Annotated in this window: 22 protein-coding genes; 15 read left to right on the forward strand and 7 right to left on the reverse strand. The window is 65.3% G+C overall.

Annotated features, from left to right (window positions below):
* Positions 1-2: 2 nt before the first annotated feature.
* Positions 3-1,706: a DEAD/DEAH box helicase gene (locus Q0J54_RS00230; RefSeq protein WP_296303264.1), complete on the reverse strand. Its 1,704-nt coding sequence runs from the start codon at positions 1,704-1,706 to the stop codon at positions 3-5.
* A gap of 431 nt (positions 1,707-2,137) precedes the next feature.
* Here Q0J54_RS00230 and thiS point away from each other — a divergent pair, with 431 nt between their 5' ends.
* The 5 genes from thiS to Q0J54_RS00255 all read left to right on the forward strand — a co-directional run bounded on the left by thiS (position 2,138) and on the right by Q0J54_RS00255 (position 9,308).
* Complete coding sequence (gene thiS, locus Q0J54_RS00235) at positions 2,138-2,338, forward strand: sulfur carrier protein ThiS (protein WP_296303265.1); 201 nt, start codon at positions 2,138-2,140, stop codon at positions 2,336-2,338.
* An 85-nt stretch (positions 2,339-2,423) separates the two neighbouring features.
* Positions 2,424-3,242, forward strand: coding sequence for a thiazole synthase (locus tag Q0J54_RS00240; RefSeq protein ID WP_296303266.1), 819 nt, complete (start codon positions 2,424-2,426; stop codon positions 3,240-3,242).
* An 18-nt stretch (positions 3,243-3,260) separates the two neighbouring features.
* Positions 3,261-4,382 (forward strand): 2-iminoacetate synthase ThiH, encoded by a 1,122-nt coding sequence (thiH, locus tag Q0J54_RS00245; protein WP_296303267.1) that lies wholly within the window; start codon positions 3,261-3,263, stop codon positions 4,380-4,382.
* Positions 4,383-6,154: 1,772 nt separating this feature from the next.
* On the forward strand, positions 6,155-7,132 hold the full coding sequence (locus Q0J54_RS00250) for an AEC family transporter (RefSeq protein WP_296303268.1): 978 nt from the start codon (positions 6,155-6,157) through the stop codon (positions 7,130-7,132).
* Between the two features lie 457 nt (positions 7,133-7,589).
* Positions 7,590-9,308 carry an amidohydrolase gene (locus Q0J54_RS00255; protein ID WP_296303269.1) on the forward strand — a complete coding sequence of 573 codons (1,719 nt, stop codon included), beginning with the start codon at positions 7,590-7,592 and terminating at the stop codon, positions 9,306-9,308.
* 406 nt (positions 9,309-9,714) lie between these two features.
* On the opposite strand, the gene Q0J54_RS00260 is transcribed toward Q0J54_RS00255, so the two are convergent.
* The 6 genes from Q0J54_RS00260 to hcp form a co-directional block, all read right to left on the reverse strand.
* Positions 9,715-10,842 (reverse strand): DUF362 domain-containing protein, encoded by a 1,128-nt coding sequence (locus Q0J54_RS00260; RefSeq protein WP_296303270.1) that lies wholly within the window; start codon positions 10,840-10,842, stop codon positions 9,715-9,717.
* Complete coding sequence (locus tag Q0J54_RS00265; RefSeq protein ID WP_296303271.1) at positions 10,839-11,423, reverse strand: flavin reductase family protein; 585 nt, start codon at positions 11,421-11,423, stop codon at positions 10,839-10,841. Before Q0J54_RS00265 ends, Q0J54_RS00260 begins: the two co-directional genes overlap by 4 nt.
* A 176-nt stretch (positions 11,424-11,599) precedes the next feature.
* Positions 11,600-12,046: a pyridoxamine 5'-phosphate oxidase family protein gene (locus Q0J54_RS00270; protein WP_296303272.1), complete on the reverse strand. Its 447-nt coding sequence runs from the start codon at positions 12,044-12,046 to the stop codon at positions 11,600-11,602.
* A 79-nt stretch (positions 12,047-12,125) separates the two neighbouring features.
* Positions 12,126-12,785 (reverse strand): flavodoxin family protein, encoded by a 660-nt coding sequence (locus Q0J54_RS00275; protein WP_296303273.1) that lies wholly within the window; start codon positions 12,783-12,785, stop codon positions 12,126-12,128.
* Positions 12,778-13,476 (reverse strand): Crp/Fnr family transcriptional regulator, encoded by a 699-nt coding sequence (locus Q0J54_RS00280; protein ID WP_296303274.1) that lies wholly within the window; start codon positions 13,474-13,476, stop codon positions 12,778-12,780. The genes Q0J54_RS00275 and Q0J54_RS00280 overlap by 8 nt, the downstream gene beginning before the upstream one ends.
* A gap of 92 nt (positions 13,477-13,568) precedes the next feature.
* Entirely contained in the window at positions 13,569-15,158 is a 1,590-nt protein-coding gene (hcp, locus tag Q0J54_RS00285) for a hydroxylamine reductase (protein WP_296303275.1), read from the reverse strand.
* Positions 15,159-15,615: 457 nt separating this feature from the next.
* On the opposite strand from hcp, the gene Q0J54_RS00290 reads away from it, so the two are divergent.
* The 10 genes from Q0J54_RS00290 to Q0J54_RS00335 all read left to right on the forward strand — a co-directional run bounded on the left by Q0J54_RS00290 (position 15,616) and on the right by Q0J54_RS00335 (position 26,787).
* Positions 15,616-15,819, forward strand: coding sequence for a hypothetical protein (locus tag Q0J54_RS00290; protein ID WP_296303276.1), 204 nt, complete (start codon positions 15,616-15,618; stop codon positions 15,817-15,819).
* Between the two features lie 482 nt (positions 15,820-16,301).
* Positions 16,302-16,613, forward strand: coding sequence for a zinc ribbon domain-containing protein (locus Q0J54_RS00295; protein ID WP_296303277.1), 312 nt, complete (start codon positions 16,302-16,304; stop codon positions 16,611-16,613).
* Positions 16,614-16,622: 9 nt separating this feature from the next.
* On the forward strand, positions 16,623-17,936 hold the full coding sequence (gene purB, locus Q0J54_RS00300) for an adenylosuccinate lyase (RefSeq protein WP_296303278.1): 1,314 nt from the start codon (positions 16,623-16,625) through the stop codon (positions 17,934-17,936).
* Positions 17,937-17,951: 15 nt separating this feature from the next.
* The gene (gene pyrE / locus Q0J54_RS00305) at positions 17,952-18,509 is read left to right on the forward strand and encodes an orotate phosphoribosyltransferase (RefSeq protein WP_296303362.1); all 558 of its coding nucleotides are present in this window, start codon (positions 17,952-17,954) and stop codon (positions 18,507-18,509) included.
* A 46-nt stretch (positions 18,510-18,555) separates the two neighbouring features.
* The gene (locus Q0J54_RS00310; RefSeq protein WP_296303279.1) at positions 18,556-20,661 is read left to right on the forward strand and encodes a L,D-transpeptidase family protein; all 2,106 of its coding nucleotides are present in this window, start codon (positions 18,556-18,558) and stop codon (positions 20,659-20,661) included.
* Positions 20,658-21,419 (forward strand): hypothetical protein, encoded by a 762-nt coding sequence (locus Q0J54_RS00315; protein WP_296303280.1) that lies wholly within the window; start codon positions 20,658-20,660, stop codon positions 21,417-21,419. The genes Q0J54_RS00310 and Q0J54_RS00315 overlap by 4 nt, the downstream gene beginning before the upstream one ends.
* Positions 21,420-22,120: 701 nt before the next feature.
* A complete protein-coding gene (locus Q0J54_RS00320) occupies positions 22,121-23,473 on the forward strand; it encodes a sodium:alanine symporter family protein (RefSeq protein WP_296303363.1) in 1,353 nt (450 codons plus the stop codon).
* Positions 23,474-23,736: 263 nt separating this feature from the next.
* Positions 23,737-24,555: a cytochrome c3 family protein gene (locus Q0J54_RS00325; RefSeq protein ID WP_296303281.1), complete on the forward strand. Its 819-nt coding sequence runs from the start codon at positions 23,737-23,739 to the stop codon at positions 24,553-24,555.
* A 7-nt stretch (positions 24,556-24,562) separates the two neighbouring features.
* Positions 24,563-25,834: a 4Fe-4S dicluster domain-containing protein gene (locus Q0J54_RS00330; RefSeq protein WP_296303282.1), complete on the forward strand. Its 1,272-nt coding sequence runs from the start codon at positions 24,563-24,565 to the stop codon at positions 25,832-25,834.
* Entirely contained in the window at positions 25,834-26,787 is a 954-nt protein-coding gene (locus Q0J54_RS00335) for an RnfABCDGE type electron transport complex subunit D (protein WP_296303283.1), read from the forward strand. Before Q0J54_RS00330 ends, Q0J54_RS00335 begins: the two co-directional genes overlap by 1 nt.
* The last annotated feature ends 1 nt before the right edge of the window (position 26,788 follow it).

A 26,788-nucleotide genomic window follows, 5' to 3' on the forward strand; every position in this document is an offset into this window, starting at 1 on the left:
CCTCATTCTGTCTGCGCGGGGGGCGTCGGCTCCGTCGGGGCGGCCTCCGCCGGCGTCCTGCCGCCACGGCCGCGACGACGGCGGCCGGAACGGCTGCGCGATGCGTGCGGCGTCCCGTCGGCGTCATTGGCGGGGGAGCCCTCTCCGGCATCCTGCCGGGCGGGGGCATCCTGCCGGGGGGCGGCCTCGCCGTCCCGATCCCGCCGGGAGGAGCGCTTGCGCCGCGAGCGGCCGGACCGGCCCTCCCCGTCGGTGCGCTGTTCCGGCAGGCCCTCGGGGAAACGGCTTTCCCGCAGGCTCTGCTGATGGCAGGCATCCAGCAGCATGGCCAGCATGAGCTCGCCGTCCCCGCCGTCGTCCTGGTCGGTCAGACTGCGTACCAGCGGCGCATAGCGGGCGACGCGCAGGCGTTCAAGCCCGTTGAGCTTGCGGAAGCGGGCTTCCAGCTCGGTCAGCAGGCGGGCCCCGGCCACGGCGGCCACATCGTCGTCCGTGGGGGCGGGCATCTCGGTGAGATTGATCTTGAAATGCCGGGCGATGCGTTCCAGCTCCATACGCTGCATGACGTCCACGAGCGAGATGACGGTCCCCGCCGCTCCGGCACGGCCCGTGCGCCCGGCGCGGTGGATATAGCTTTCGTGATCTTCCGGCGGTTCATAGAGGAAGACGTGGGACAGCGCGGGGATGTCGATGCCGCGCGCCGCGACGTCCGTGGCCACGAGGTATTGCAGCGCGCCGCGGCGGATCTTGTCCAGCACGGCTTCGCGACGGCTCTGGGAAAGGTCGGCGGAGAGCTCGTCCGCGCAGTAGCCGAAGCCCTGCAGGACACTGGTCACATAATGGACGTTGGCCTTGGTATTGCAAAAAATGATGGCCGAAGCCGGATTTTCCGTCTCCAGCAGGCGTACGAGCAGCCTGTCCTTTTCCATGGGGCGGCAGGCGCAGAACAGATGCTGCACCTCGGCCACATGCACCTCCTTGCGGGACAGGGAGAGCATGGCCGGATACTGCATGAATTCACCGGCCAGCCGCAGCACATGCGGCGGATAGGTGGCCGAGAACATGCAGGTATGCACGCGGCGGCGCGGCAGATGGCGCTGTACTTCCTTCATGTCGGGGTAAAAGCCGATGGAGAGCATCCTGTCCGCCTCGTCGAAGACCAGCAGGCGCAGATGTTCCAGCGAGAGCGTGCGCCGGAGCAGGTGGTCGAGCACGCGTCCGGGCGTGCCCACGATGAGCTGTGCGCCGTCGCGCAGGGCGTCCACCTGCTTCTTGTACCCAACGCCGCCGTACACGGCCGCCGGGCGGATCCCCGTGTCGGCAAAGAGGGTGCGGGCCTCGTGCTCCACCTGCACGGCCAGCTCGCGCGTGGGCACGAGCACAAGGGCCTGTGCGTTCTGCTGCCGTGCGTCCAGGCGGGGCAGCAGGGGCAGCAGATACGCGCCCGTCTTGCCGCTGCCGGTGCGGGACTGCACCATGATGTCCCGGCCGGCCATGAGATAGGGCAGGGCAAGGGACTGCACGGGCATGAGGCTCGTCCAGCCCGCCCGGCCGCAGGCGTCGCGCATGGCGTCGGGCAGATCTTCCAGGCTGACGCGGGGCAGGGCATCTTCCGGTTCGATGACGGAGATGTGTTCCTCGATCAGGGCGGCGGCATCGGCGGGCGCGGATGCCCCGGGGCCGGCTTCGTGTGACAGTTCGGACATGGATTTCTCGGCGCTGGGCGCGGTTATGGTAAGAAGTGCACCGCTCTGTATGGCACAGATATGCCGGCTTCGCAAGCTGTCGCGCGCTCGTTCCGGCCTGTGAAAAAAGACTTGCAATTGCCGCACGCCGGGCCTATCGTACACCTGTTCCGGCTGGGGGAGCCCACTTGACGGCTGAGAAAGGGTGTGAGCGCCCTGACCCCTAGGACATGCGGATGCATGTTCCTGCACCTGACGCAGATAGTGCTGACGAAGGGAAGCTGGCGACCCGCTTGCCGGGTCTGCGCGTCGCCCGCTTCCCGTTGCTGGATGCGGGTATTTTTTTTGCCCGCTGTCCCGCCATCCCTCAGGATACGCCGGGAAACGGCGAATGCGCAAAAGGACGCCCCGCGCGCCTGGCCGGGCGGGGCGATGACCCGGGAGGAGTCACCATGCTGCTTACCGTCAATGGGGAACAGGGAGACTACGCCGACGATCTGACCGTGGCGGGCCTGCTGGATCAGCGCGGCCATGATGCGGCTGTCGTGGTGGTGGAGCGCAACGGCGGGATCGTGCCGGCTGCCGACTTCGCCACGACGCGGCTGGAAGCGGGAGACGTGCTCGAACTGGTGCAGTTCGTGGGCGGAGGCTAGCCTCTCGTCGCGGTCGGAACAGGAATCGACGCCGCCTCGGGCGGCGGGGCCGCCATGTCCTCCCGCACGGGATGACGGCCGGCTGATGCGCCCCCCCGGGCGCAGGATCGCTGCGGGTTTAGGAGTAAGAACAGTGGAAGACAAATTCATCCTTGGCGGCGTGGAACTCAAAAGCCGCCTCTTCATCGGCACGGGCAAATACAGTGCGGACAACCTCATCCCCGCCGTGTGCGAGGCCAGCGGCGCGGAAGTGATCACCGTGGCCATGCGCCGCGTGGAAAAGGGCCAGCAGGGCATCGTGGCCCATATCCCCAGGAGCATGCGCCTTTTGCCCAACACCTCCGGGGCCCGTACCGCCGATGAGGCCGTGCGCCTGGCCCGTCTGGCCCGCGCCGCCGGCTGCGGCGACTGGATCAAGATCGAGGTCATCTCCGACGTGCGCCACCTCCTGCCCGACGGCTACGAAACGGCCAAGGCCACCGAAGCCCTGGTCAAGGAAGGCTTTACCGTCCTGCCCTACATCAATCCCGATCTCTATGTGGCCCGCGCCTGCGTGGATGCCGGCGCCGCCGCTGTCATGCCCCTCGGTGCGCCCATCGGCACCAACCGCGGCCTGCGTACCAAGGAAATGATCGGCATCCTCATCGACGAACTGGATGTGCCGGTCGTGGTGGATGCGGGTATCGGACGTCCCTCGCAGGCCTGCGAAGCCATGGAAATGGGCGCGGCGGCCTGCCTCGTCAATACGGCCATCGCTTCGTCCGCCGACCCGGTGCGCATGGCCGCCGCCTTCCGCGCCGCGGTGGAAGCGGGCCGCAATGCCTGGCTGGCCGGCGCGGGGGCCGTCAAGGCGCCCGGCGAAGCCGCCGAAGCCTCCTCGCCGCTCACCGGTTTCCTGCGCTAGGCTGGAGGAGGTCCCGTCATGGAAAATTTTGAACAGTTCCTGGCAAAATGGCCGCGCGAACGGCGTGCCCGCATCGCCGAAAACGCCACCGAAGAACAGGTGCTCGTCGCCCTGCGCAAGGATACCCTCCAGCCCGAGGACTTCCTGGTCCTGCTCTCCCCGGCGGCCGCCCCGCATCTGGAGGATCTGGCCCAGCGCGCCCATGAGCTGACTTTGCGCTATTTCGGCCGGGCCGTGAACCTCTTCACCCCCCTGTATATCTCGGACGTCTGCACCAACCAGTGCCGGTACTGCGGTTTCAACGCCAAGAATACCCAGCCCCGCCGCCATCTGAACATGGATGAGATCGAGGCCGAGGCCCGCGTCATTGCGGACATGGGCCTCCAGCATATCCTCTTGCTCACCGGCGACGCGCGCAAGCTCTCCTCGCCCGAATACATCGCTGATGCCGCCCGCCGCATCAAACCCCTGTTCGCGTCCGTCGGCGTGGAGGTCTACTCCCTGACCGAAGACGAATACCGCCTGCTCATCGCCGCCGGCGTGGACAGCATGACCATGTTCCAGGAGACCTACAACCCCGAACTCTACGACTGGCTGCACCCGGCCGGCCCCAAGAAGGATTACTCCTTCCGCCTCAATGCGCCGGAACGCGCCGCCCGCGCGGGCATGCGCTCCCTCGGCGTGGGCGCGCTGCTCGGGCTCGACGAGTTCATCCAGGACGCCTTCTGCACCGGCCTGCACGCCTGGTGGCTCATGCGGCATTACCCCGGCGTGGACGTGGGCATCTCCATCCCGCGCATCTGCTCGCACGAGGGCAGCTTCGACATCCCCCATGCCGTGGGTGACCGGCAGTTCGTGCAATACGTCACGGCCATGCGCTGCTTCCTGCCCCGGTCCGGCATCACCTGTTCCAGCCGGGAAAGCGCCTTCATGCGCGATCACCTCATCCCCCTGGGCGTGACCCGCGTGTCCGCCGGCGTCTCCACCGCCGTGGGCGGACGCGCCACCGAGGCCGACAACTCCGGCCAGTTCGACATCACCGACCACCGCAGCGTGGAAGAAATGACAGCCGCCCTGGCCGGCATCGGCTATCAGGCCGTCGTCAAGGACTGGGAAGATCCCACCACGACCCACGCCTGATCCCAGCCGTCGCCTTTCCTTATGCACCGCCCCTGTGCCGTCCCGTACGGCACGGGGGTCTTTTTTTCTTGCGGGGGGAAGGAAGGGGGCTTTTTTGCAAAAAAGCCCCCTTCCTTCCCCCCGCGCCCCCCATCCATCCCGCAAAAAACCTTGCCAGGGAGGATGGCGGGCAACCGTCCCGCGCAGGCTGCCCCTTCGACCGACAGTCTCCCGGTGACATGACGAGGAAACGCCCTCACCTCGACGCCTTTTTCCTCATCTTCCCGCCGCCCGTCATCTCTGGCCGCGACTCAGAAAGGGCCGTCGCCCGCCGGATGCCCGTCAACGCTGGCTGCCCCAGGCGGGGATGGGGGTCGCAGGGGGCAAGGGGCTGGCAAGCCCCTGTCCCCTGCCGCATCTCTGCTGTCGATGCCCGTAAGGCTCCTTCGTCGCCTGACGGTCACGGCCCTGCGGGCCGCCATTCGGTCGCCCGCCGCGCAGGCGACCACGCCTGCATGCCGGGCAACATCCGCCAGCCTCTGGTGCGATAAAAAATAAAGCTCCTGTCCCTTTGGTTGCCGCAGGAGGACAGTCCGAGGATACCCAGCGTCAGAAAACAAGTTCCCGCCTGCCGCGACGCCTTTTTTCTCATCTTCGCGCTGTCCGTCATCTCTGGCCGCGACTCAGAAAAGGACGCCTTCCTGCCCCAGCCCCTATTCAAAGACGAACCTTCCGGCCCCATGCGCCTTTCGTCATCTTGTCCCACGGCGTCAGCGCGTCATGGCGCGGAGGAGATCGCCGCCCCGTCGGGGCGGCAGCTCCGACGCCGCCCGGTCGCTCGTGCCGCGCAGTGCGCGGGACAGCGGGAGGGCGATGCCCTATGACGCGCGACAGGGAGGAGAACAGGGCAGGGCCGCCGCCCGCCGGATGCCCGTCAACGCTGGCTGCCCCAGGCGGGGATGGGGGTTGCAGGGGGCAAGGGGCTGGCAAGCCCCTGTCCCCTGCCGCCCGCCGCGCAGGCGACCACGCCTGCATGCCGGGCAACATCCGCCCGCCCCCAGCGCCAAAAAACAAGAACTACCTCCCACCTGTCGCCGCATATCATTTTGCTGGTACTACAGCCTTCCCTGTATGATGTATCTTCCCTCACCTCGACGCCTTTTTCCTCATCTTCGCGCTGCCCGTCATCTCTGGCCGCGACTCAGAAAGGGACGCCTTCCTGCCCCAGCCCCATTCAAAGAAGAACCTTCCGGCCCCATGCGCCTTCCGTCATCTTGTCCCACGGCGTCAGCGCGTCATGGCGCGGAGGAGATCGCCGCCCCGTCGGGGTGGCAGCTCCGACGCCGCCCGGACGCTCGTGCCGCGCAGTGCGCGGGACAGCGGGAGGGCGATGCCCTATGACGCGCGACAGAGAGGAGAACAGGGCAGGGCCGCCGCCCGCCGGATGCCCGTCAACGCTGGCTGCCCCAGGCGGGGATGGGGGTTGCAGGGGGCAAGGGGCTGGCAAGCCCCTGTCCCCTGCCGCATCTCTGCTGTCGATGCCCGTAAGGCTCCTTCGTCGCCTGACGGTCACGGCCCTGCGGGCCGCCATTCGGTCGGCGCAGGCGACCACGCCTGCATGCCGGGCGAAGCCGCCATCTGCCGGCGCAATAAAAAACGAAAAGCTGCACTTGCCTTTCCCCTCCTTGCCCGTGCTGTGGACCGCAATAGAAACTGTTTGATTGAACAAGCTATCTTCTGGACAATGCCGGCGCAAAGGCGCACAGTAGGCCATCCAATTTGGGAGGGATGTCATGCTGGTTGCGGTCTGGGCCGTGTTGCCGGTCTTTCTGATCATCGGTATGGGGGTTTTTTTGCGGGCGCGGGATCTGCTGCCCGACAGTACCGGCAAAGTGCTGGGGCTGTATGTGCTCAGGCTGGCCCTGCCGCTGCTGCTCCTGCATGTCATGGCGCAAGCCGACCGAAACGCGCTGGCGCACGGCGGCTTCTGGCTGGGCGCGCTGGGCGCGCCGTTGGGCTGCTACGCGCTGGGCTACTGGGCGGACAGACTGTTCTGTCGGCGCGGCGCAGGCGCTGCGGTTATCTCGGGGCTGGGCTGTAGCGCCTGCAATGCGGCCTTTGTGGGCCTGCCCATTGTGGAAAGCCTTTTTCCCGGCAATACCGAGGCACTGGTGGTGGCGGGCCTGATGACGCTGACGCCCAATGTGGTGGTCATCGTGGGTCAGGTGCGGCTGGATCTGCTCAACGGCGCGACGGCCTGGGAGGAGGGGCAAAGCCGGGCCTGGATTCTTTTCCGGGCGCTGGTGCTGGGCAATCCCATTCTGCTGTCCACGGTGGCCGGTCTGGGACTGGCGATCGGGGGCGCGGGGCTCTGGACGCCGCTTGACAGGGCCTGCGCGCTGGTGGGTTTTACGGCGGCTCCGTGCATGCTCATCGCATTGGGGTTCGATCTCGGTCAGAAACTGCGGCTGGCCCTGACCCGCAGCGTGGGCCACGCCATCTGGCGTCAGGTCTGGCTGGTCAGCTGCAAGCTGGTACTCTGTCCGCTGCTCTGCTGGCTGATCATGGCGCCGCTGGATGTGGAGCCCCTCTGGCTGGGAGTGGGCGTGCTCATGAGCGCAACGGGCACGGCGCTGGTGGCCTCCGTGCTGGCGCAGGTCTACAACGCCCTGCCGGAAGAGGCGGCTTTTACCGCCGTCCTCAGTAACGGGGCCAGCCTCGTCACATTGACGCTCTGCATCCTGTTGCTGCAATCCAGCGGCTATTTTTAGAACATTTTGCCATTGAAAAAGGCCAAATACGAGGCGGCGGCACAGCGCCGCCCGGCCAAAGCCAAGCGGAAAAACCGCGTTTTTTCCGCGAAATGCCAGGCCGTATGGTTTGAAACGCAAAACGTTCCAAACGGAAAACGCTTTAGACTGGAAGCTCCTGTCTTCTGACTGTCCACGGAGGCATGACGCCATGCGCGCCATGCCTCCTCGCGTTTTTCGGCGCGGTCAAAGGCGGGGGCGTGCCTCCAGTGTATTATTGTGAGTATTTTCACAATAGGTGTTTATCTATGCTTGTATTTCACAGTGTAACAGCCGTTGAGCTGGCTGGGGAGATGAGAAAAAAATAGTGGTTGCTCAAATCAAAGGAAAATGCCTTGCCTTCTGTCTGTATATTCCGTATCGTCATCGGAAGGAAAAAAATACTTTTTTTCACAATCCAACAGAAATGAGGTGTGCCATGATCCGTAGAACTTTTCTGAAAAGCGCCTTTGCCACAGCCGTCCTGTTGGGCTCGTCCTCCACTGGGCTGTTCGCCTCCCAAAACAGTGTTCGCGTGTATGTGGGCGGTCCGATCTTCACGATGAACAAGAAAAACGACATCGTGGAAGCGCTAGCCGTCAAGGGGGACACCATTCTTGCCGTGGGCAAGCGTGCCGATGTGCTGAAAGCCGCCGGCAGCGATGCGGAGATCGTGGACCTCAAGGGGCGTGTCCTGATGCCGGGCATGATCGACGGACATAGCCATTTCCCCGATACTTCCCGCCGGAACATACTGATGGTGAACCTCAATGTGCCGCCTTTGGGGCCGGTGACGTGTATCGCCGACATGCAGCGTCTGCTCAAGGAGCGTGCTGCTGAAACGCCTAAGGGGCAGTGGGTCATCGGCTACAACTACAATGACCTGGCCATGAAGGAACAGCGCCATCCCACCCGCGCTGAATTGGATGCCATCTCCACTGATCATCCCATCTTCATCCGGCATGTGACCGGGCATCTTGGCGTTGCCAACTCGAAGGCGCTGGAGCTGGCGAATATTACGGAAAAAACGCCCGATCCCGCTGGCGGACGCTACCGGCGTGATGCCGACGGCAAGCTGGACGGCGTTCTGGAAGGGCCGGCGGCGCGCGCTCCCATCGACAAGCTCATGCCGAAGCTGACCCCTGAGCAGGAGCTGCAGGCCATCGCGATGGACAGCATGATGTATGCGGCGGCGGGGGTGACCACAGCCAATAACGGCGGCAGTCCCTCCATAGATGAACATTTCCTGAAGGCCAGCCGTAGCGGAGACCTCAAGATCCGCGTGGTCATCTGGCCCAACGGACGCAACGCCAAGCTCATCGAAAGTTACGGCAAGAAGCGCCAGGGAACGCAGCTGGACGCCGAAGGCAAGGTCGTCCTCGGCCCTGTCAAGCTCTTTGCCGACGGCAGTCCGCAGGGTTATACGGCGTGGTTCTCCAAGCCCTACTACAAGCAGCTGCCGGGCAAGCCGGCGGACTATCGCGGTTTCCCGGTCTTCAAAAACCGTGATGAGCTTTTTGCCCTGGTGCAGAAGTTGCATGACGACGGCTGGCAGATCACCACGCATACCAACGGCGACCAGGCCATCCAGGATATGATCGACGCCTATTCCGCCGCGTTGAAAGCCAATCCGCGCAAGGACCATCGCCATATCCTCAACCATTGCCAGTTCTGCCGTCCCGACCAGGTGGACGCCATTGCCGAAATGGGCTTCGTGCCCTCCTACTTCGTGACGCATACCTGGTTCTGGGGCGACATTCACCGCGACATGGTGGCCGGGCCCGAACGCGCGGCCCACATCAGCCCCCTCAAGGCGGCGCTGGACAAGGGCATCACCTTTGCCCTGCACAACGACACCCCGGTGACGCCCATCAGCCCGCTCATGGACGTGTTCTCCGCCGTGACCCGTCTGACCTCCTCCGGCAAGGTGCTGGGCCCGGATCAGCGCATCACGGTTATGGAAGCCCTGCGCGGCGTCACCATCAACGGCGCGTACATGCAGCGGCTGGAAGACAAGATCGGCTCGCTGGAAAAGGGCAAGCTGGCCGACCTCGTGATCCTGGACAAGGACCCCACCAAGGTCGCCCCCGAGACCCTCAAGGACATCAAGGTGGATGAGACCATCGTGGGCGGCCAGACCGTCTACAAGCGCGCCTGATCCGCCGTCACTGATCCCTGTTGAAGCGTCCCCCTTCCGGCATGTGGCCCAGCCCTTGCCGGGAGGGGGGACTTGTCATCTGAGGGGCGACCCCGGCGCAGGCGGAAACGCAGTGCCGCGCTGCACGAACTTGTTGGAAAAACTGCACTTTTTCGTAAAGCGACAGGCGCACGGTGGAACATGTCCCAATGAGCGCAACACTGTTACGGTCTTGCGGAAACTGGCCTGACAGCCCTCGCGAACTTTTTGCGGAGAAGCCCCGGGCGTTGCTTCGCTCTGCTAAAAGCGCGCTGGGGAAGGGATGGGGGGCTTGGGGGGAAGGGGAACCCCTTCCGCGCCGGCGGAGGGGTTCCCCTTCCCCCCCAAGAGCAAATCCTGAATACCTCAAGGCGGGGAGCGGCGTCTCTCAGGCCTCGATGGTATGCAGCGTGTACTGGCGGGTGCCCAGACCGATGCGTTCGGCGTGTTCGAGCTGGCTTGCGCCGTGGGTATCGGGATGGATGTCGGTGAAGCAGTCGCCGTGGCTGCGCTCGCACTGGCCGAGGCGGCTGGAGGCGATGACCGGCGCGGCGTTGACGGCGTCGATGCAGGCCTGGTCCAGCGCCACGGGGTCGGGGGAGGCAAAGATGCCGATATCCGGCACGATGGCCGCATCATTGCCGCCGTGGCAGTCGCAGCAGGGCGAGATGTTGTTGGCGATGCTGATGTGGAAATGCGGGCGGCCATGCAGGACGGCTGCGGCGTATTCGGCCATGCGGGCATTGAGGATGTCGCTGGCGGCGTCGATGGGGCTGGCGATGGCGTCATGGTTACAGATGCCGATGCAGCGGCCGCAGCCCACGCAGGCCTCCTGATCGATGCGGGCCTTGTGCTGTGCATCCCAGCCGATGGCCTGCTGGGCGCAAAAGCGCATGCAGGCCCCGCAGCTCCGGCATTTTTCCGTGGTGACTTCGGGCTTGCTGCAACTATGCATGGCCATCTTGCCGGCCCGGCTGCCGCAGCCCATGCCCACGTTTTTGATGGCGCCGCCGAAGCCCGTGCGTTTGTGTCCCTTGAAATGATTGAGGGAAATGAAGACGTCGGCATCCATGATGGTGCGCCCAATGCGGGCCGTCTGGAAGATTTCCCCGTTGGGCACGGGGACCTCCACATCGTCCGTGCCCTTGAGACCGTCGCCGATGAGCAGCTGACAGCCCGTGGAAAGGGGGCTGAAGCCGTTTTCCTGCGCGGCGGCAAGGTGTTCGAGGGCATGCTTGCGCCGCCCCACATAGAGCGTGCTGCAATCCGTGAGGAAGGGCAGGCCGCCCCGTTCACGGATCATGTCGGCCACGCAGCGGGCGAAGTTGGGCCGCAAAAAGGCCAGGTTCCCCGGTTCGCCGAAGTGCATCTTGATGGCGACGAATTTCCCGGCCACTTCCAGCGCATCCAGCCCCGCGGCCCGCAGCAGCTTCTTCATCTTGGTCAGCAGGCTGTAGTCCACGGGACAGCGCATGTCCGTGAAGTAGACGTCGGCAACGGACTGGGCGGCGTTCATTGCTGCTGCTCCTGCTTGTGGATCAGGCCTGCCGTATAGGCCTTGGCCACCTCCCCGCCCAGCCGGTAGTAGCGGCGGCCGGCCGCGTCGTACACCAGCGGGTCGACTTTGGCGATGTCCGGCTGATCCCCGTCCATGCAGCTTTCTAGGGCGCTCACGTTGCAGATTTCGCCGATCATCAGCGTATGGCTGGGCAGCTCCACATGTTGCAGCAGGCGGCATTCCAGCACGATGGGGCATTCCCCGGCGTAGGGGGCATCCACACGCTGGCTGCGGCAGAGGGTAAGGCCGGCGGCGGCGAATTTGTCCACCGTGCGGCCGCAGGTGATGCCGGCAAAATCCGCCTGCGCGGCCATCGCCGCGGAGGGGATGCCCAGCGTGAAGGCCTTGCGCCGGAGGAGCGGGTCATGCGTCCAGCGGGACGGGCGTATGGACACGCTGACGCAGGGCGGCGCGGAATTGCAGATGCCGCCCCAGGCGGCCGTCATAAGGTTCGGGCGGCCTTCGGCGTCGTAGACGCCCACAAGCAGGGCCGGCATGGGATAGGTGAGAGGGCGCGGGCCAAGATCGCGGCGAGACATGGCGGGACTCCTTGCAAGGGTTGGCCGGCAGGGGACGCGGGCGCGTCCGCGGGCGGCGGAGAGCGTATCCTTTTCTGCTACCGCGCCGCCCGGCAACTGTCCAGCCCGTGGTGGCCCGCCGTGTCCCGTCGTCGACACGGGCCGGCACAGCCGCATGCCGGGCGCGCGGGCCCTCCTCAGCGGGGTTCCCGTTCCTTGCCGCTGATCTCCGCCACTTCGATGCAGAGCACGTTGACCTGTCGCAGCATGGCGTCGGGAGCGGGGCGAGGACAGCGCGCCGCATAGCGCAGGCTCAGGGCATCCAGGGCCCGGCGCTTCTCGTCGGTGTCGGTCACGACGCGGATGCGCCCGCAGCCGCTGACGCTCTTGTACCAGGTGGTGCTCTGTTCCCGGTCGATGGTCACGTCCAGTGCGGCGGCAAAGCCCACACGATCGTCCTGCCGGAGCAGATCGAGCTTGCGGCCCGTGAAGCCGCAGTGCAGATACAGGCGGCCCTCAAGCCAGACGAAGTTGAGGGGCAGCACATACGGGAATTCCCCGCCGGAAAAGCTGACGAAGATTTCGTCGGCGCGCTGGAAGAAGGCATCCAGCCAGGCGGGGTCGTAGCGAAGTTGTCTTTTCATAAGGCTATGCTCCATACGGGAAGGGAGAGGGGAAAAGTGGTTTCGTGGATGCCGACATTATCAAACTATGCTCCGTACGTCAAGGGAGAGGGGGCAGGGCCGGCGGGATCGCCTGGGGGGCAAGGGCGGCCAGCACGGCCCGCCAGCAGGCGCAGGCGGCGGCGATATCGCCGGCATCCGGGTGGCGGGCGGCTTCGGCCAGACGGGCGGCGCGTCCCTCGGTCATGGGGTGTGTGCCCTTGCGGGCGGAGGCGGCCAGCACATGCGGACTGACCCTCCCCTGACAGAGGAATTCGCCCACGATCCGGTTGCCGTTGGCCGTCAGCAGGGCCCGGGCCCCCTCGAGACAGCGGCTGGCGTGGGGCGAATGGGGCCAGGCCCCCAGTGTGCCGAAAAGAAAGATATGCTTGGCACGGATGCCGGCCCAGCAGCGCTGCGCGCGAGCGTCCGGCAGGCCCTTTCGTACCCAGAAGCCCAGAGCAAGCAGATCGTATGCCGTGGTGTCGGGCTGCTGCGTCACGCTGAAGAGCGGGAGATGCCCCAGGGTGAGCGCTTCGGCCAGCCGGCGGGTATTGCCCGTCACCGAGGAGTAGATCACGGCCGCGCGCGGTGCGGGGACAGGCGGGACGAAGGGCGCGGGCCCGCCGTCAGCATCCGTCAGCAGGCAGCGCACATGCGGTCGGGAGCTCTTCTCCATATCCGGCGGGCGGCGGACGGGCGGCGCGGCGGCATCAGTCATGGGCGCTGCGCTCCAGGATCTGGCGTTGCAGGATCTCCACCCGGCGGCGCTCCAGCCGGATGATGCCCGCTCGGGCAAGGCTGTTGAGCTCACGGCTGAGGCTTTCGCGGCTGACGCCCAGCAGGCGCGCCAGCAGTTCCCGCGTGCCGGAAAGATGGAGCGTGGCGCTTTTTTCCATCCGGCTCCGGTGCAGCAGCCAGGCGGCCACCCGCCGCGAAACGGAAATGACGCCCTGCGAACTGACGATCTTGTTGATGAACAGACGCTGCCGGTGCGCCAGCACGGACAGCAGATAGGCCGCCAGCGCCGGATTGCGTGACAGGCAGCGCAACAGGGCTCCCTTTTCCAGCCAGAGCACGCGTCCGGCCGTCACCATGACGGCCGAGGTGGGCACGCCCCCGGTATAGTAGAGGGCCGCCACATCGCAGAACGCGCCGGGACGCAGCAGGTGCAGCACATATTCGCGGCCCTGCGGCCCGGCCTTGATCAGCTTGACTTCGCCGGACAGCAGAAAGGGCAGGAAGGCCACCTCCTCCCCCTCATGGTACAGGGATTCCGCGGCGCCCATATCCTGCAGGCGGGCTCTGGCGGCCAGTTCCGGCCAGTCGGCGGCGTCCAGCACATCGGCAAGATCCCGCTGGTGCAGGGCGGCGCGCAGACGGCTTTCGGGAGAGGTGGCGGTATGGGGCATGGCGGACTCTTTCGCAAGGGCGGCGTGATGCGCTGTCTGAGGAAGGAGCGCGGCGGCCCCGGGCAGGGCCGCCGCGCCGTGGGGGGGAGGGATCAGCCCAGGATGGCCTTGAGGTCCTCGTCCGGGCTGCTGATGGGGGCGATGCCCCATTTTTCGACGAGCAGGTTAAGGATGTTGGGCGACACGAAAGCCGGCAGGGTCGGGCCCAGGCGCATGTTCTTGACGCCGAGGGCCAGCAGGGTCAGCAGGATGCTGACGGCCTTCTGTTCGTACCACGACAGGATGAGCGAGAGCGGCAGGTCATTGACGCCGCAGCCCAGCGCCTCGGCCAGGGCAAGGGCCGTGCGTACGGCCGCATAGGCATCGTTGCACTGGCCCACGTCCAGCAGGCGGGGCAGATCGCCGATGGCGCCGAGGTCCTTGTCGAAGAAGCGGAACTTGCCGCAGGCCAGGGTAAGGATGAGGCAGTCGGCGGGGATCTTCTCCACGAGCTCGGTGTAGTAGTTGCGGCCCGGGCGCGCGCCGTCGCAGCCGCCCACCAGGAAGATGTGGCGCAGCTTGCCGGCCTTGACGGCGTCCAGCACGGCGGGGGCGGCGCCGAGCAGGGTCTCCCGGCCGAAACCGGTCATCACGCTCTTGCCCGGCACGTCCTCGGCAAAGCCGGGCAGTTCCTGCGCCTTGCGGATGACGGCCGAAAAGTCGCGGTCCGTGCAGTGCGTCAGCCCCGGCCAGCCCACGTTGCCGGAGGTGAAGACCTTGTCCGCGTAGCCGCGCGGGTCCTGGATGCAGTTGGTGGTGAAGAGCACCGCCCCGGGGAAGTCGGGCAGCTCCTTCTGTTGGTTCTGCCAGGCCGTGCCGTAGTGTCCGGCCAGATGGGTATGGGCTCTGAGCGCGGGGTATCCGTGCGCGGGCAGCATCTCGCCGTGCGTGTAGACGTTGATGCCCGTGCCGGCCGTCTGTTCGAGCAGGGCGGCCAGATCGGCCAGGTCATGCCCGGAAACGAGAATGGCCTTGCCCTTGCGCTGTCCCAGGGAGACCGGCGTGGGCGAGGGATGGCCGAACGCGCCGGTGTTGCCCTCTTCCAGCAGTTCCATGGATCTCAGGTTGATCTTGCCGCACTCCATGAGCAGCTCCACCCAGCCGTTGAGGTCGGGAGCATTGTCGTCCAGCGGCGTGCCGGCCACGAGGCCCCGGTACATGAAGGCCGCCACGGCGGGATCGCGCCGGCCGAGCACGGCTGCGTGGTCGGCATAGGCGGCCACGCCCTTGAGCCCGTAAAGCAGCAGCTGCATGGCCGAGCGCACGTCTTCATTGTCGGAAAGGGCATCCGTGCCCGTGGGCAGGCCGGCGATGAAGGTCTTCCAGTCCGCCGGCGGCTCGGGAATGCCGGCGGCGCGCGCAAGCTCCCGGGTCCGTGCCAGGCAGGCTTCCTGCAGCGCGGTCAGGGCCTCGGGATCGAAATTGACGTTGGTCAGGGTGGCGAACAGCGCCTTGAAGGCAAAGTCGTCGACGACCGTTTCCGTCACGCCGGCGGCGCGGGCGGCCAGGGCCACATCGGCCAGGCGGCGCAGCCCGGCCACAAGTTCATCCTGCTGCGCCGCCACGGCGGCATTCTTTCCACAGACGCCAAGGACCGTACAGCCCTTGCCCTTGGCGGTTTGTTCACACTGGTTGCAAAACATGGGCGCTCTCCTTGGTAGGGATGATGCGCTACTTGACCACAGGGCGACCTTGCATTCTGTGACAACGGTCACAAAAAACGGAAAAGTCGTACGCCATTTTGTGACACGCATCACATTTTTGTCAAATAGCGCAGGCAATTCCGGGGCGTTGCCGTATAGTGTCCCGAAGCACGCCGACAAGGAGCCGACTTGAGCGCCGATACCCGACTCTGGACCAAGGATTTTGTGGCGGTCACCCTGGCCAACTTTTTTCTGATGATAAATTATTTCATGCTGATAGTGGTCATGGCCGATTACGCCATGACCACATTCGACGCATCGCCGTCCCTGGCCGGGACGGCCAGCGTGTTCTTTGTGGTCTATTCGGCGTCCATGCTGGTGACCCGGCCGCAAGCGGGCCGCATCTTCGACCGGCGCGAGCATCGGGGTCCTGCAATCCTGCGGGCTGCCCATCGCCGTGCAGGCGTTCCCGGCCGGGCATGTGGGGCTGGCCAATTCCACCTGTTACATCCTCATGGACATCGCGGTGGGCTTCGGCCCGGCGGCGCTGGGACTGCTCCAGCCCCTTACCGGCCATCGCGGCATGTACGCGGGCATGGCCCTGCTCTGCCTGTGCTGCCTGCCGGTCTGCGCCCGCATCCGGCCGCGGGGCCGGCGCTGAGCCGGTCAGGATGCCTGAAGGCTGGACTTTGCCTGAAAAACAGGCTATGGGATGCTGTTACATCATAACGGGCAATCGCCCATGCTGGAGGAAATCATGGCTCACAAGAAGATCGAGCGCAAGAAAGAACTGGATCGCCGCCGCCATCGTCGCGCCCAGCGCCTGAAGCAGCGCGTGCGCGAAGCCAAGGCCGCCGCCAGGAACTAGAGCGGTCCCTCTCTGGAAGAGTGGCCGCGCCGGCGGACGCGGGAGCGGACGCCCCCGCCCGGGCAGGCGGAAAAAAGCGTTTTTTCCGCCGCGCACGGGTTGTGCCGCCTGAGTCGGGAAACGCTGGGCGGATCCCATGGCGGGGGCGGCCCGAGCCCCTGCCTTTTTTCGGGCGGTACGGTGCGGCAAGGCAGGCAATGCCGTGTCCCGGAGACAACTTTTTTCTACGGCCGACGGCCTTCGCGGGCTGTTGAGGGCCGTTATTGGCGTCTGTTATGCCCATTTACGAATATCAGTGCCCCAAGTGTCAGCATGTCTTTGAAGAGATGGTCTCCCTCTCGCAGGCGCATGGGGAGGAGCCCTGTCCCCGTTGCGGCACGCCGTCGCCGCGCCTGATCTCGCATACGTCCTTCGTGCTCAGGGGCGGCGGCTGGTACGTCAGCGACTACGGCTACCGCAAGGGCATCAAGGAGGAGGGGAGCGGATCCGCTTCTGATGCGAAACCGTCTTCCGGCGGAGATGCCGCCGCTGCCGCCGCGCCGGCCGCCTCGTCCGCGTCAGGCACGCAAACCGCGCCGTCCGCATAGGAATCTCGCATGATCGATCGCTATACCCGCCCGGAGATGGGCCAAATCTGGACTCTGGAGAACCGCTACCGCGCCTGGCTGGCCGTGGAGCTTGCCGTGTGCGAGGGTTGGGCCGAGCTGGGCCGCATCCCCGCCGAGGCTGTGGACGTCATCCGCCGCAAGGCCGTTATCGATGTGGACCGCATCCAGGAGATCGAGCGGACGACCCGGCACGACGTCATCGCCTTTCTGACCTCACTGGAGGAAAAGATCGGCCCCGAAGCCCGCTACATCCACCTGGGCTGCACGTCGTCCGACATCGTGGATACGGCCAACGGCTACCTTTTCCAGCAGGCGGGCAGGCTCATCCTGGCCGGTATGGACAGGCTGCTGGCCTCACTGCGGCGGCTGGCCGAAAACTACAAGGGCGTGCTCTGCATGGGGCGCACCCACGGCATCCATGCCGAACCCACGAGCTTCGGGCTCAAGATGGTGGGCTTCTATGCCGAATTCGCCCGGCATCTGGAACGGGTGAAGGCCGGGCTTGAGAGCGTGCGCGTGGGCAAGCTCTCCGGCGCGGTGGGGACCTACGCCTTCCTTTCGCCGGAGCTGGAAGCCGGGGCGCTCAAACGGCTCGGGCTGGAAGTGGACCCGCATTCCACCCAGGTCGTGCAGCGCGACCGCTACGCGCACTTCTTTACCGCGCTGGCCATCATGGCCGGGGGCGTGGAGCGCCTGTGCGTGGAGCTGCGCCATCTCCAGCGTACCGAAGTGCTGGAAGTGGAGGAGGGCTTCGGCAAGGGGCAGAAGGGCTCCTCGGCCATGCCCCACAAGAAGAACCCCATTTCCGCGGAGAACATGTGCGGTCTGGCCCGCCTGCTGCGCGGCAACGCGCTGGCCTCGCTGGAGAACCAGGCCCTCTGGCATGAGCGGGACATCAGCCACTCCTCGGTGGAGCGCGTCATCATGCCCGACTCCACCATCCTTGCGGATTACATCCTCGACCGGCTGTCCCGTCTGCTGGACGGACTGGTGGTCAAGCCCGACCGCATGCGGGAAAACATGGAGCGCTCCTTCGGCCTCTATTTCTCGCAGCGCGTGCTGACGGCGCTCATCGCCACCGGCATGCCGCGCCAGCAGGCCTACGAGGCCGTGCAGCGTCTGGCCATGCAGAGCTGGGAAAGCCGCCGGCCCTTCCCCGAACTGGTGCGCGCCGATGCCGCCATGCGGGAAAGGCTGGGCGCGCAGCTTGACGAGCAGGCGGCGGACGGGCTGTTCGATCCGGCGTTCTATCTGCGGCATGAAGACGAAATCTATGCCCGTGTCCTCGGGCGGCAGGGGTAGGCCATGACGGATGACATGATGCAGCTCAAGCGGCGTCTGGCACGCCTGCTGGTGGAAAAATCCTACCGCGAGGGGGAGTTCGTCCTCGCGTCCGGCCGGCGCAGCGACTATTATTTCGACTGCCGCGTCACGGCCCTGCACGCCGAGGGCTCCTGGCTCATCGGCTCCCTCTTCAACCGCCTTCTGGCCGACCTGCCCATCGTGGGCGTGGGCGGCATGACCATGGGCGCGGATCCGCTGGTGTCCGCCACCACGGTCATCTCCCATACGCTGGGCCGTCCCCTGCACGGCATGCTCGTCCGCAAGGAAGCCAAGGGGCACGGCACCGGGCAGTATGTAGAGGGTCTCGGCAACTTTGCCCAGGGCGATCAGGTCGCCATGCTGGAGGATGTCGTGACCACGGGCGGGTCGCTGCTCAAGGCCTGCGACCGGATGCGTGAGGCGGGAATGCAGATCGTGGCGGTCTGCGCCATTCTGGATCGTGAGGAGGGGGGCCGTGAGAAACTCCGTGACGCGGGCTATGACCTGCGGGCGCTGTTCACACGCAAGGAACTTGTGGAACTCGCCCGCTAGGAGGGTTGCCGGGGCGCTTGTCCGCTGCCGCGCGACCGGAAGGCGCTTGTGCCGCCTGCTGGCCGCCGGCTGTCTGGGCCTGGGCCTGGTCTTCCCTGCCTACGCCGACAACTGGCAGGCCCCTCTTTATGACGAGGGCCTGCCGTCACACCTCGTGGCGGTGGACAAGCACCGCCAGTCCTTCCTGTTCTTCGAGCGCAAGAGCCCGCTGCGGCTCAAATACACCTTTCCCTGCACCACGGGGCAGGTCCCCGGCGACAAACAGGTCGTCAACGACAAACGCACCCCCGAAGGCATCTATTTCGTCGAATACAAGATCGCCAGCGGCCTGGATTTCGCGGAATACGGCGGCGTGGCCTACACCCTGAACTATCCCAATCCCGTGGACAGGCTGCGCGGCAAGACCGGTCACGGCATCTGGATCCACAGCAAGGGCTTCGGCATCTTCCCTCGGGATACGCGCGGCTGCGTGGCCATCGGCCTGCAGGACATCGACACCGTGGGGCCGCGGCTCGTGCCCGGCACGGCCGTGGTCCTGGCCCACGCCGTGGACGAGAACAACGTGCCCCAGCGTGACGACGGCACGGCCCGCTATCTGCGCCATCGCATGCAGCAGTGGAGCGACGCCTGGGCGGCGCGTTCGGAAAAGATGTTCGACTTTTACGACGGCCCCGCCTACAGCAAGGCCACCGAGGATTTCGGCCGGTTCCGCCAGAACAAGCAGCGCCTGTTCAAGATGCTCTCGTTCATCAAGATCATCAACCGGGACATTCACGTCCTGCAGGGGCCCGGCTACTGGGTCACCTGGTCCGAGCAGTTCTATACCGCCTCCAATCTGTCCACGGAAGGCGTGCGGCGGCTGTACTGGCAGAAGGACAAGCAAGGGGAGTTCCGCATCGTCGGCATGGAATGGACGCCGCGCGATATGGGTATGCTGGCGGAATTCAAACAGGGCAAGCTCATCGCCCAGGCCCTGCCGGTCCTGAGCGACAGCGGCGAGGGCCCCACGCGGCCCGCACTGGATATGCCCGAAAGCGCCGCTGACGAGAAGGCCGCGGGGACTGCCGCCGCGGCCGCCGATGGCGAAAAGGAACGCCTGCTGGCGGCGGATGCGCTGGTGCCGCGCAACCGGCCGACGCGGATCACCGGCGAGGTCAACTGGGGCAGCGGGGCCACTCTGGATACGCTGCGCCCCGATGAGCGCGAGCTTTCGCTGACAGGGGACGAGACGGCCGCCCAGGCGGAGACGCCGCAGGAAAAGGCGGCGCCCGCGCAGGCGATGTCGCAGACCGTCGCTGCCGGTGAGGCTCAGGCAACGGCGACCGTGGCCACGCCCGCCGTGCAGGAGCCGGCAACGCCCCCGCCGCCCCCGGCGCTGGAACTGACGCCCGTCCTGCGCCAGGAGCTTTCGGCGCGGGTCTCCGCGTGGCTGTCGGCCTTCACCGACCGCACACAGCGCCCGGAAGCGCTGGAAAACGCGTATTACGACAGCGGCCGCTTCAACAAGGTGAAGGGCCTGCCGCGCGGGTCGAGTCTCGCCCAGGAGCGCCGCGAACGTCAGCGCCTGCTGCGCTCGCCCTGGCTGCGCGTCTACCCCGGCCAGCAGGACTGGTCCGTGGACGGGCAAACGGCCGTCTGCCGCCTGCCGCTGCTCTTCGTGGGGCGACAGGGTCTGGAGGAAGGCGTACGGGAGCTCTGGTGGCAGCGTGGCGAGGGCGACGCCTTCCGGCTGGTCGCCAGCCGCTGGACGCCCGGGCGGCAGGGCCTTGCCACGGTCTATCTGGAAGCCGTCAGCGGTGAGGCGAGCGCCATGCTCGAACGCTGGCGGGCTGCCTGGGAGAAGGCCGACCTGGATGCCTATGTCGACTGCTATACCGCCGACGCCGTCCAGCAGGGCCGGCGGGGCGCACGCTTCCTGCGGCAGCAGAAGCAGAACCTCTGGCAGCGGGTCACCCCCACGCTGGTGCAGCTGAGCGGCATGCGCTTCTCGCTGGACCGTCGGGGCCTGCGGGCTGATATGATGCAGGTCTATGCCGACAGCAAGGGCATGAGCGACCGCGGCACCAAGACCCTGCTGCTGGAATATGACGGGGCGGACTGGCGCATCGCCCGTGAGGACTGGGTGGCCGAGCCGCCCGCACGGCAGCCATGAGCAGCGATACACGACTGAGCCTCATCCTGATGAGCGACGACGGGGCCCGGCGTACCTTGCGGGTACGGCGAGGGCGCTTCTATGCCGTCATGGTCTGCCTGCTGTGTTTCCCGCTGCTTGCCGCGGGGCTGGGCTGGTGGGCCGTGCGGCTCTGGCGGGACAATGGCGCGCTCGCAGCGGAGCAAGTCCGCCTCGAACGAGCCCTGCTGGAGGCCGAGGCCACCGCCGAACGTCTGGAGAACCTGGAGATCCTGCTCAAGGAGCAGAATGTGGACGGCCGTCGCCTGCTGGCGCTTCGGCTGGTCGGTCACTCCGAAGCCACCGCTTCCGTCCAGGCGGAGGAGAGCGCCGATGAGCAAAAGGAGATGGAGCAGGCACTGAAGCAGCCCGGTGAAGGCCCGGGACATGCGGAATTCCCCGCCGTGACCTCCGATCTGGTCAAGGTGCTCAATGTGCGGGCCCGTTCGCTGGGCAACGGCCGCCTGCGCGTCTCGCTTGATCTGCGTAATACGGAACGGCAGAAGGTGCTTTCCGGCGTGGTGGAAGTGACGCTGCTGACGGCTGACGGCCAGCAGCATGCCGTGAGCTTCGAGCCGGATGATGTGGGCGATTTCCGCATCAGCCGCTTCAAGCGTGCGGTCATGGTCTCCCGCCTGCCCCGATCCGTGGGCAAGCTGGAAAACAGTCAGGTCATCATCGAAGTGAAGAAGACCGGCGGCGAGCTCCTTTTCCGCAACATCTTTGCTGTGGAACGGTAGAACGCGTCGCCGGTGTGGATGGATGAGCGCATGCTTTGGGGCATGCGCTTTTTTTTGCCGTCGGCCACGATGCCGGGCTCGGCTCTCTGTCGGCGGAGGTATGGCCGCCCCCTGGCCGCGTGGAGCGGCGTTACCGGAACATGCGGAACCTGAAGAAAATTCAATCAAGGATGAATGGCCTGCACGCATCTCCAGAAGGTGGAGTGCGCGGAAGCGCTTCCCTGCGGTAGCATGGCGCATCTCGAAGGAAAATGATGATGTATTATTGCAATAATGAAAATAAGACATGTATATTGCATCATATAACATTATAATACTGTTATTATGATAGTTTGTTGTCTTGTATTTCTCTTGATTATCATGCTTTGTTCAAAAATTCTTTTTTTATAAAGTGTCAAATTAGTATTGTTTGAACAATCAATCATTTATATAACCTGAAAAATTATTCACATGGTACGGATATGGCAGAAAAAAATTGTTTAAATAAGATATTTTCTTTGCCTCCTGCACAAAAATTTGCTACTGAAGAACTGCGAAATGCCGTTTCTGGCTGGTGACGGCTTTCGTCTGGTCCGCGGCTGGGCAGCAATGCCCCCCCGAAACCACGACCGCAAGGTCGGAAACGCTGCTATGAGGAGGCGGCTGTGGAATTTTTGGTTGATCTTTTGAAAGAATTGAACAGTATCGTCTGGGGCCCCATCATGCTCGTACTGCTGGTCGGTACGGGCCTGTATCTCAATTTCGGCCTCAAGTTTTACTCGTTCCGCAACTGGATCCGCGCGTACAAATGTCTGTGGGACGGTCGGGATCACAAGTCCGAACACGGGGAGATATCGCCCTGGAACGCGCTTATGACCGCCATCGCCGCCGACATCGGCACCGGCAACATCGTGGGCGTGGCCACGGCCATCGCCATCGGGGGGCCCGGCGCCCTGTTCTGGATGTGGATCACGGCCCTCGTGGGCATGATGACCAAATTTTCCGAAGTGCTGCTTTCCGTGCACTTTCGCGAAAAGACTCCCGCCGGCAACTGGGTGGGCGGCGCCATGTACTTCATCAAGAACGGTCTGGGCAAAAACTGGACCTGGCTTGCCATCTGCTTCGCCGTGTTCGGGGCCTGCGCCTGTATCGGCACCGGCGCCATGGTGCAGGCCAATGCCGTATGCGGCAACCTGGTGAGCACGTTCGGCCTCAACAAGTATCTGGTGGCCGTGGTGCTGGTGATTTTGTGCGTGATGGTGCTGCTGGGCGGCGTCAAGCGCGTCGGCGCCGTAGCCGGCAAGCTCGTGCCCTTCATGGCCGGTTTCTACATCATCATGTGTCTCATCATCATCGGCCTGCACATCGACCGCGTGCCCTCCGTCTTCCTCTGGGTGGTGACGGACGCCTTCACGCCCACCGCGGCGCAGGGCGGCTTTGTGGGCGCCACCATTATGATGGCCATCCAGATGGGCATGGCCCGCGGCATTTTCTCCAATGAAGCCGGCCTCGGCACGGCACCCATGGCCCATGCGGCCTCCACGGCGGAAAGCCCGCTGGTTCAGGCCTCCATCGGCATGCTGGACGTGTTCATCGACACCATCATTGTCTGCTCCATGACCGGTTTCGTGATCCTGGTCGCCGTTGTGCCCGAAACGCTGCCCGCCGGCGTGGCCGCCGGTGTGGCCGCCGGCGATCCCCTTTGGAGCAGCGGGCTCAATGGTGGGCAGCTCAGCGCCGTGGCTTTCGGATCCTCGCTGGCAGGTTTCGGGGAGTACGGCGTGAGCTTCGCGCTGGCCCTTTTTGCCTTCACCACCACCCTCGGCTGGTGCGTCTACGGCGAACGCTGCGTCATCTTCCTCTTCGGCGACAAGGCCCAGGTCGCCTTCCGCATCGTGTATTGCCTTGCCGTGGGCGTGGGCGCCGTCATCGCGCTCGACATGGTGTGGCTCATCGCCGACACCTGCAATGCGCTCATGGCCTTCCCCAACCTCTTCGGCATCCTCTTCCTGAGCCCGGTGCTCTTCCAGATCGTCCGGGAAGAAGTGAAGAAGGACCCGCGCTTCGTCTGCTAGCTCGTGCGGCAGTCAGCGTACTGATGAAAAGGGGGCGCCCGCCATGCGTCCCCTTTTTGATGATCGCCGGCAGCCGCCGGCGGAAGGGCCTGCGGCGGCGCGCGGATGGATTCGCGTCAATGTGAAAAAAAGAGCAGCACATTTGCGCGGTTGAGCGCTTCACAAGATGTTGGCCTTTTGGTACGCTTCGCTATGAATCTCCGCTTTCGGCGGGACTTTTTTGCCGGCGGGGTGCGCCATTGATGAGAAGGAGGGGCAAGGCCTTGCAAAAACGCTATCTTCCCGTGACCATACTGGTCGTGGTTCTGGCCGTCCTCGGCATAGGGGGCTATGTGGCGCCCCTGCTCATGCCGCAGGCGGCTCCTGTTTCCCCACAGCGCATCCTGCTTCCCAACGCAGGCGGCGCCGTGGTCTTTGACCACAATGTCCATGCCGGTCTGCCCGGCATGACGTGCAGCACCTGTCATCACGACAGCCTGACCCCCACGCCGGAACCGGCCAGCGTGCGTTCCTGCGCGCAGTGTCACGGGCAGACCTTCGATGCGGCGTTCCGCAAGGAACACGTCAGCCGCTACGACCGGGACGCCTGCGTCACCTGCCATCATTACGAACTGGACCGCAAGAAGTGGGGACACAAGCGCCATGCCCGGGAGCTGGGCGTGGACTGCCGCGACTGCCATCACAAGGATACGGGGATCGAGCCCGAGCCGCAGAACTGCGCCGACTGCCATGAGGCCGGGGCCGCTCCCACGCACTGGCCCGCCGAGCCCGGGACGCCGCCCAATCTCGCCGATGCCGTACACGCCCGCTGCGTGACCTGCCATGAGGATATCTTCGCCCAAAAGGTCAACGGCTGCGCATCCTGCCATGAGGTGAAGCCCATGCGGGAACAGCCGGCCGAAGCGCGCGGCAAGGTCTCGCCGCTCTATGCCGATTGCGTCGTCTGCCATGAGGCGGGCGGCGACAGGCTCCTGCTGGGCCGCATGGACGCTTTCCACAAGCAGTGCATGGGCTGTCACGAAAGCGCGGGCAAGGGGCCGTTCAAGAAGGGGCAGTGCGCCCAGTGTCATACCTCGAAGTGAGGCGAGCATGAAAGAACTTTTCCAGATGCTGCCGGATCCGCGATTCCACCTGGTATACGGCATCACGCAGCGATTCAGCGAGGGGCCGGAGCCACGACAGGTACGCCTCAATCGTGAGGGCTTCAAGCTCCTCGAGGGCATCACCAAAAAAACGCTGGTGCATCCCTGGCAGAAGCTGGGCGTGCATCCTTCCCCGGCCAGGGGGGATGTGTTCTCGCCCATTTTCGGGCGGATCACGGAGATCAACGAGCGCTCCATCTTCATGGAGGCCGTGGAGCCTGACGAGGAGCTGCGCGCCGCCGCCCGGGCCGTGGAAAAGGTCGATCTGCTGGCCATGCCCGAGCGGGGACAGGACCTTGTGCCCATCCTCAAGGGGTTGGGCCTCAACACGAAATCGCTCGGGCAGGACTGCGAGACGCTCATCATCAACGGCCTCAACCCCGATCCCGGCGTGACCTGGGCCGAACCCATGCTGCTCGCCCACCAGCGCAATCTCCACAACGGGCTGGAGATGCTGCGCCGCCTCTCGCCGGCCAGGCGCATCCTGCTGGCCGTGCCCAAGGAGATACGCCTCCAGCACCATGATGTGGAGATCGTGCACGTCCCCTCCCACTATCCGGCCAGCGTGAACGCCCTGGTCGTCAAGGCCGTGACCGGCAGAGAACAGCCCGAGGGCGTGGGCATCGTGGGCCTGCACAATGTCTGGAGCCTCGGGCGGGTGACGGTGACCGGCCTGCCCCTGACGGAAACGGTCATCACCATCGGCAGCTTTACCCATTCCGGCAACTACATCGTCAAGGAAGGCAGCATGCTCGGCGAGCTGCTGGCCTTTGCCAACATCGAGCTCAAGGATGGGGATACGCTGGTGCGTGGCGGCCCGCTGCGCGGCGAGAGCATCGAAAAGCTCTCGCGCAGCGTCACCAAGGGGGCGACGGGGGTCTTTGTGGTGGAGGCGGGCAGCGTGCCCGCCATGGAGGGGCACAGCCCCTGCATCAACTGCGGGGCCTGCGTGCTCGTCTGTCCCGCGCGTCTGAGCCCCAACCTGCTGAGCCGCTATGCGGAATTCGCTCTGCATGAGCGGGCCCGCAAGGAATATGTGGAACAGTGTCTGGAATGCGGCCTCTGCGGCTATGTCTGCATCGCGCGGCGGCCCGTGCTCCAGTATATCCGTCTGGCCAAACACAAGCTGGCCGAGGCCGATGCCGCCCGACGCCTGGAAGAACTCAAACCCGTCGGACAGGAAGAGGCCGCGTCCGGCGCCGCCAAAGGAGGCAACTGATGACTGCCGCGTCGTCTTCCGTCCTGCTGGCCATGAGCGCGCCGCCGTACTGGCACTGCGGGCGCAGCATCCGCCGGCAGAGTCTCTACACGCTGGCGGCGCTGCTGCCCGCCATCTGTTTTGCCGTCTGGAACTGGGGCCTGCCCGCCGTGCGCGTCATGGCCCTGAGCATCGCCGTATGCGTGGTCGTGGAGGCGCTCTGCCAGAAACTCATGGGGCGCGAGCTGGCCGTGGACGATCTGACGGCCGTCTGTTCGGGCCTGCTGCTGGCCTTCCTGCTGCCGGCGGATTCCCCGTGGTGGATCGTCGCGCTCGGCGCGGTGATCTCCATCACGCTGGGCAAGATGGCCTTCGGGGGGCTGGGGGCCAACCCGGTCAATACCGTTCTGGTGGGCTGGGCCGTGCTCTTCGTCTCCTTCCCGCTGCATATGGACGCCAACGCCGCCTCGCTGGGCACGCAGTTCGTGGATCCGCTGGTGCGGCTCAAATTCTTCGGCGCCGAACAGGCGGCCCACATCCCGCTGACCGATCTGCTGCTCGGCCGCCAGATCAACGGTCTCGGGGCCGGGCAGATCGGCGCGCTCTTCGTGGGCGGGTCCCTGCTCTGCATGCGGGGGATCCTGCGCTGGCATTCGGCCCTGGGCTTCTTTCTCGGCGTGGCGGGCATCGCGGCCGTTTTCCACGCCTCCGACCCCACGCTGCACGCCTCGCCGCTCTACCATCTCTGCACGGGATCGGTCATGCTGGGCGGCTTCTTTCTGATCACCGATCCCGCCAACGCCCCGTCGCGCCCGCTGCCCATGTTCCTTTACGGGCTCATCGGCGGCGGGCTGGTGATGGCCATACGCAAATACGGCGTCTACACGGACGGTACGCCCTTTGCCATCCTGCTGGTCAACATGCTGACCCCGCTTCTGGACATGATCCGTCCCAAACCCTTCGGAGTGCGCTAGC

The sequence above is a fragment of the uncultured Desulfovibrio sp. genome (assembly GCF_944324935.1).
In the GTDB taxonomy this organism is placed as follows: Bacteria; Desulfobacterota; Desulfovibrionia; order Desulfovibrionales; family Desulfovibrionaceae; genus Desulfovibrio.

What these genes read in the sequence shown, in the direction of transcription:
- Q0J54_RS00270 (WP_296303272.1), bottom strand. Translation starts at nt 12,046, where the DNA reads ATGAAAAGACAACTTCGCTACGACCCCGCCTGGCTGGATGCCTTCTTC.
- Q0J54_RS00280 (WP_296303274.1), bottom strand. Translation starts at nt 13,476, where the DNA reads ATGCCCCATACCGCCACCTCTCCCGAAAGCCGTCTGCGCGCCGCCCTG.
- Q0J54_RS00315 (WP_296303280.1), top strand. Translation starts at nt 20,658, where the DNA reads ATGAGCAGCGATACACGACTGAGCCTCATCCTGATGAGCGACGACGGG.
- Q0J54_RS00320 (WP_296303363.1), top strand. Translation starts at nt 22,121, where the DNA reads ATGCTCGTACTGCTGGTCGGTACGGGCCTGTATCTCAATTTCGGCCTC.
- purB (WP_296303278.1), top strand. Translation starts at nt 16,623, where the DNA reads ATGATCGATCGCTATACCCGCCCGGAGATGGGCCAAATCTGGACTCTG.
- thiH (WP_296303267.1), top strand. Translation starts at nt 3,261, where the DNA reads ATGGAAAATTTTGAACAGTTCCTGGCAAAATGGCCGCGCGAACGGCGT.
- hcp (WP_296303275.1), bottom strand. Translation starts at nt 15,158, where the DNA reads ATGTTTTGCAACCAGTGTGAACAAACCGCCAAGGGCAAGGGCTGTACG.
- pyrE (WP_296303362.1), top strand. Translation starts at nt 17,952, where the DNA reads ATGATGCAGCTCAAGCGGCGTCTGGCACGCCTGCTGGTGGAAAAATCC.
- Q0J54_RS00275 (WP_296303273.1), bottom strand. Translation starts at nt 12,785, where the DNA reads ATGACTGATGCCGCCGCGCCGCCCGTCCGCCGCCCGCCGGATATGGAG.
- Q0J54_RS00330 (WP_296303282.1), top strand. Translation starts at nt 24,563, where the DNA reads ATGAAAGAACTTTTCCAGATGCTGCCGGATCCGCGATTCCACCTGGTA.
- Q0J54_RS00255 (WP_296303269.1), top strand. Translation starts at nt 7,590, where the DNA reads ATGATCCGTAGAACTTTTCTGAAAAGCGCCTTTGCCACAGCCGTCCTG.
- Q0J54_RS00295 (WP_296303277.1), top strand. Translation starts at nt 16,302, where the DNA reads ATGCCCATTTACGAATATCAGTGCCCCAAGTGTCAGCATGTCTTTGAA.
- Q0J54_RS00250 (WP_296303268.1), top strand. Translation starts at nt 6,155, where the DNA reads ATGCTGGTTGCGGTCTGGGCCGTGTTGCCGGTCTTTCTGATCATCGGT.
- Q0J54_RS00260 (WP_296303270.1), bottom strand. Translation starts at nt 10,842, where the DNA reads ATGAACGCCGCCCAGTCCGTTGCCGACGTCTACTTCACGGACATGCGC.
- Q0J54_RS00240 (WP_296303266.1), top strand. Translation starts at nt 2,424, where the DNA reads ATGCGCCCCCCCGGGCGCAGGATCGCTGCGGGTTTAGGAGTAAGAACA.
- Q0J54_RS00265 (WP_296303271.1), bottom strand. Translation starts at nt 11,423, where the DNA reads ATGTCTCGCCGCGATCTTGGCCCGCGCCCTCTCACCTATCCCATGCCG.
- Q0J54_RS00335 (WP_296303283.1), top strand. Translation starts at nt 25,834, where the DNA reads ATGACTGCCGCGTCGTCTTCCGTCCTGCTGGCCATGAGCGCGCCGCCG.
- Q0J54_RS00230 (WP_296303264.1), bottom strand. Translation starts at nt 1,706, where the DNA reads ATGTCCGAACTGTCACACGAAGCCGGCCCCGGGGCATCCGCGCCCGCC.
- thiS (WP_296303265.1), top strand. Translation starts at nt 2,138, where the DNA reads ATGCTGCTTACCGTCAATGGGGAACAGGGAGACTACGCCGACGATCTG.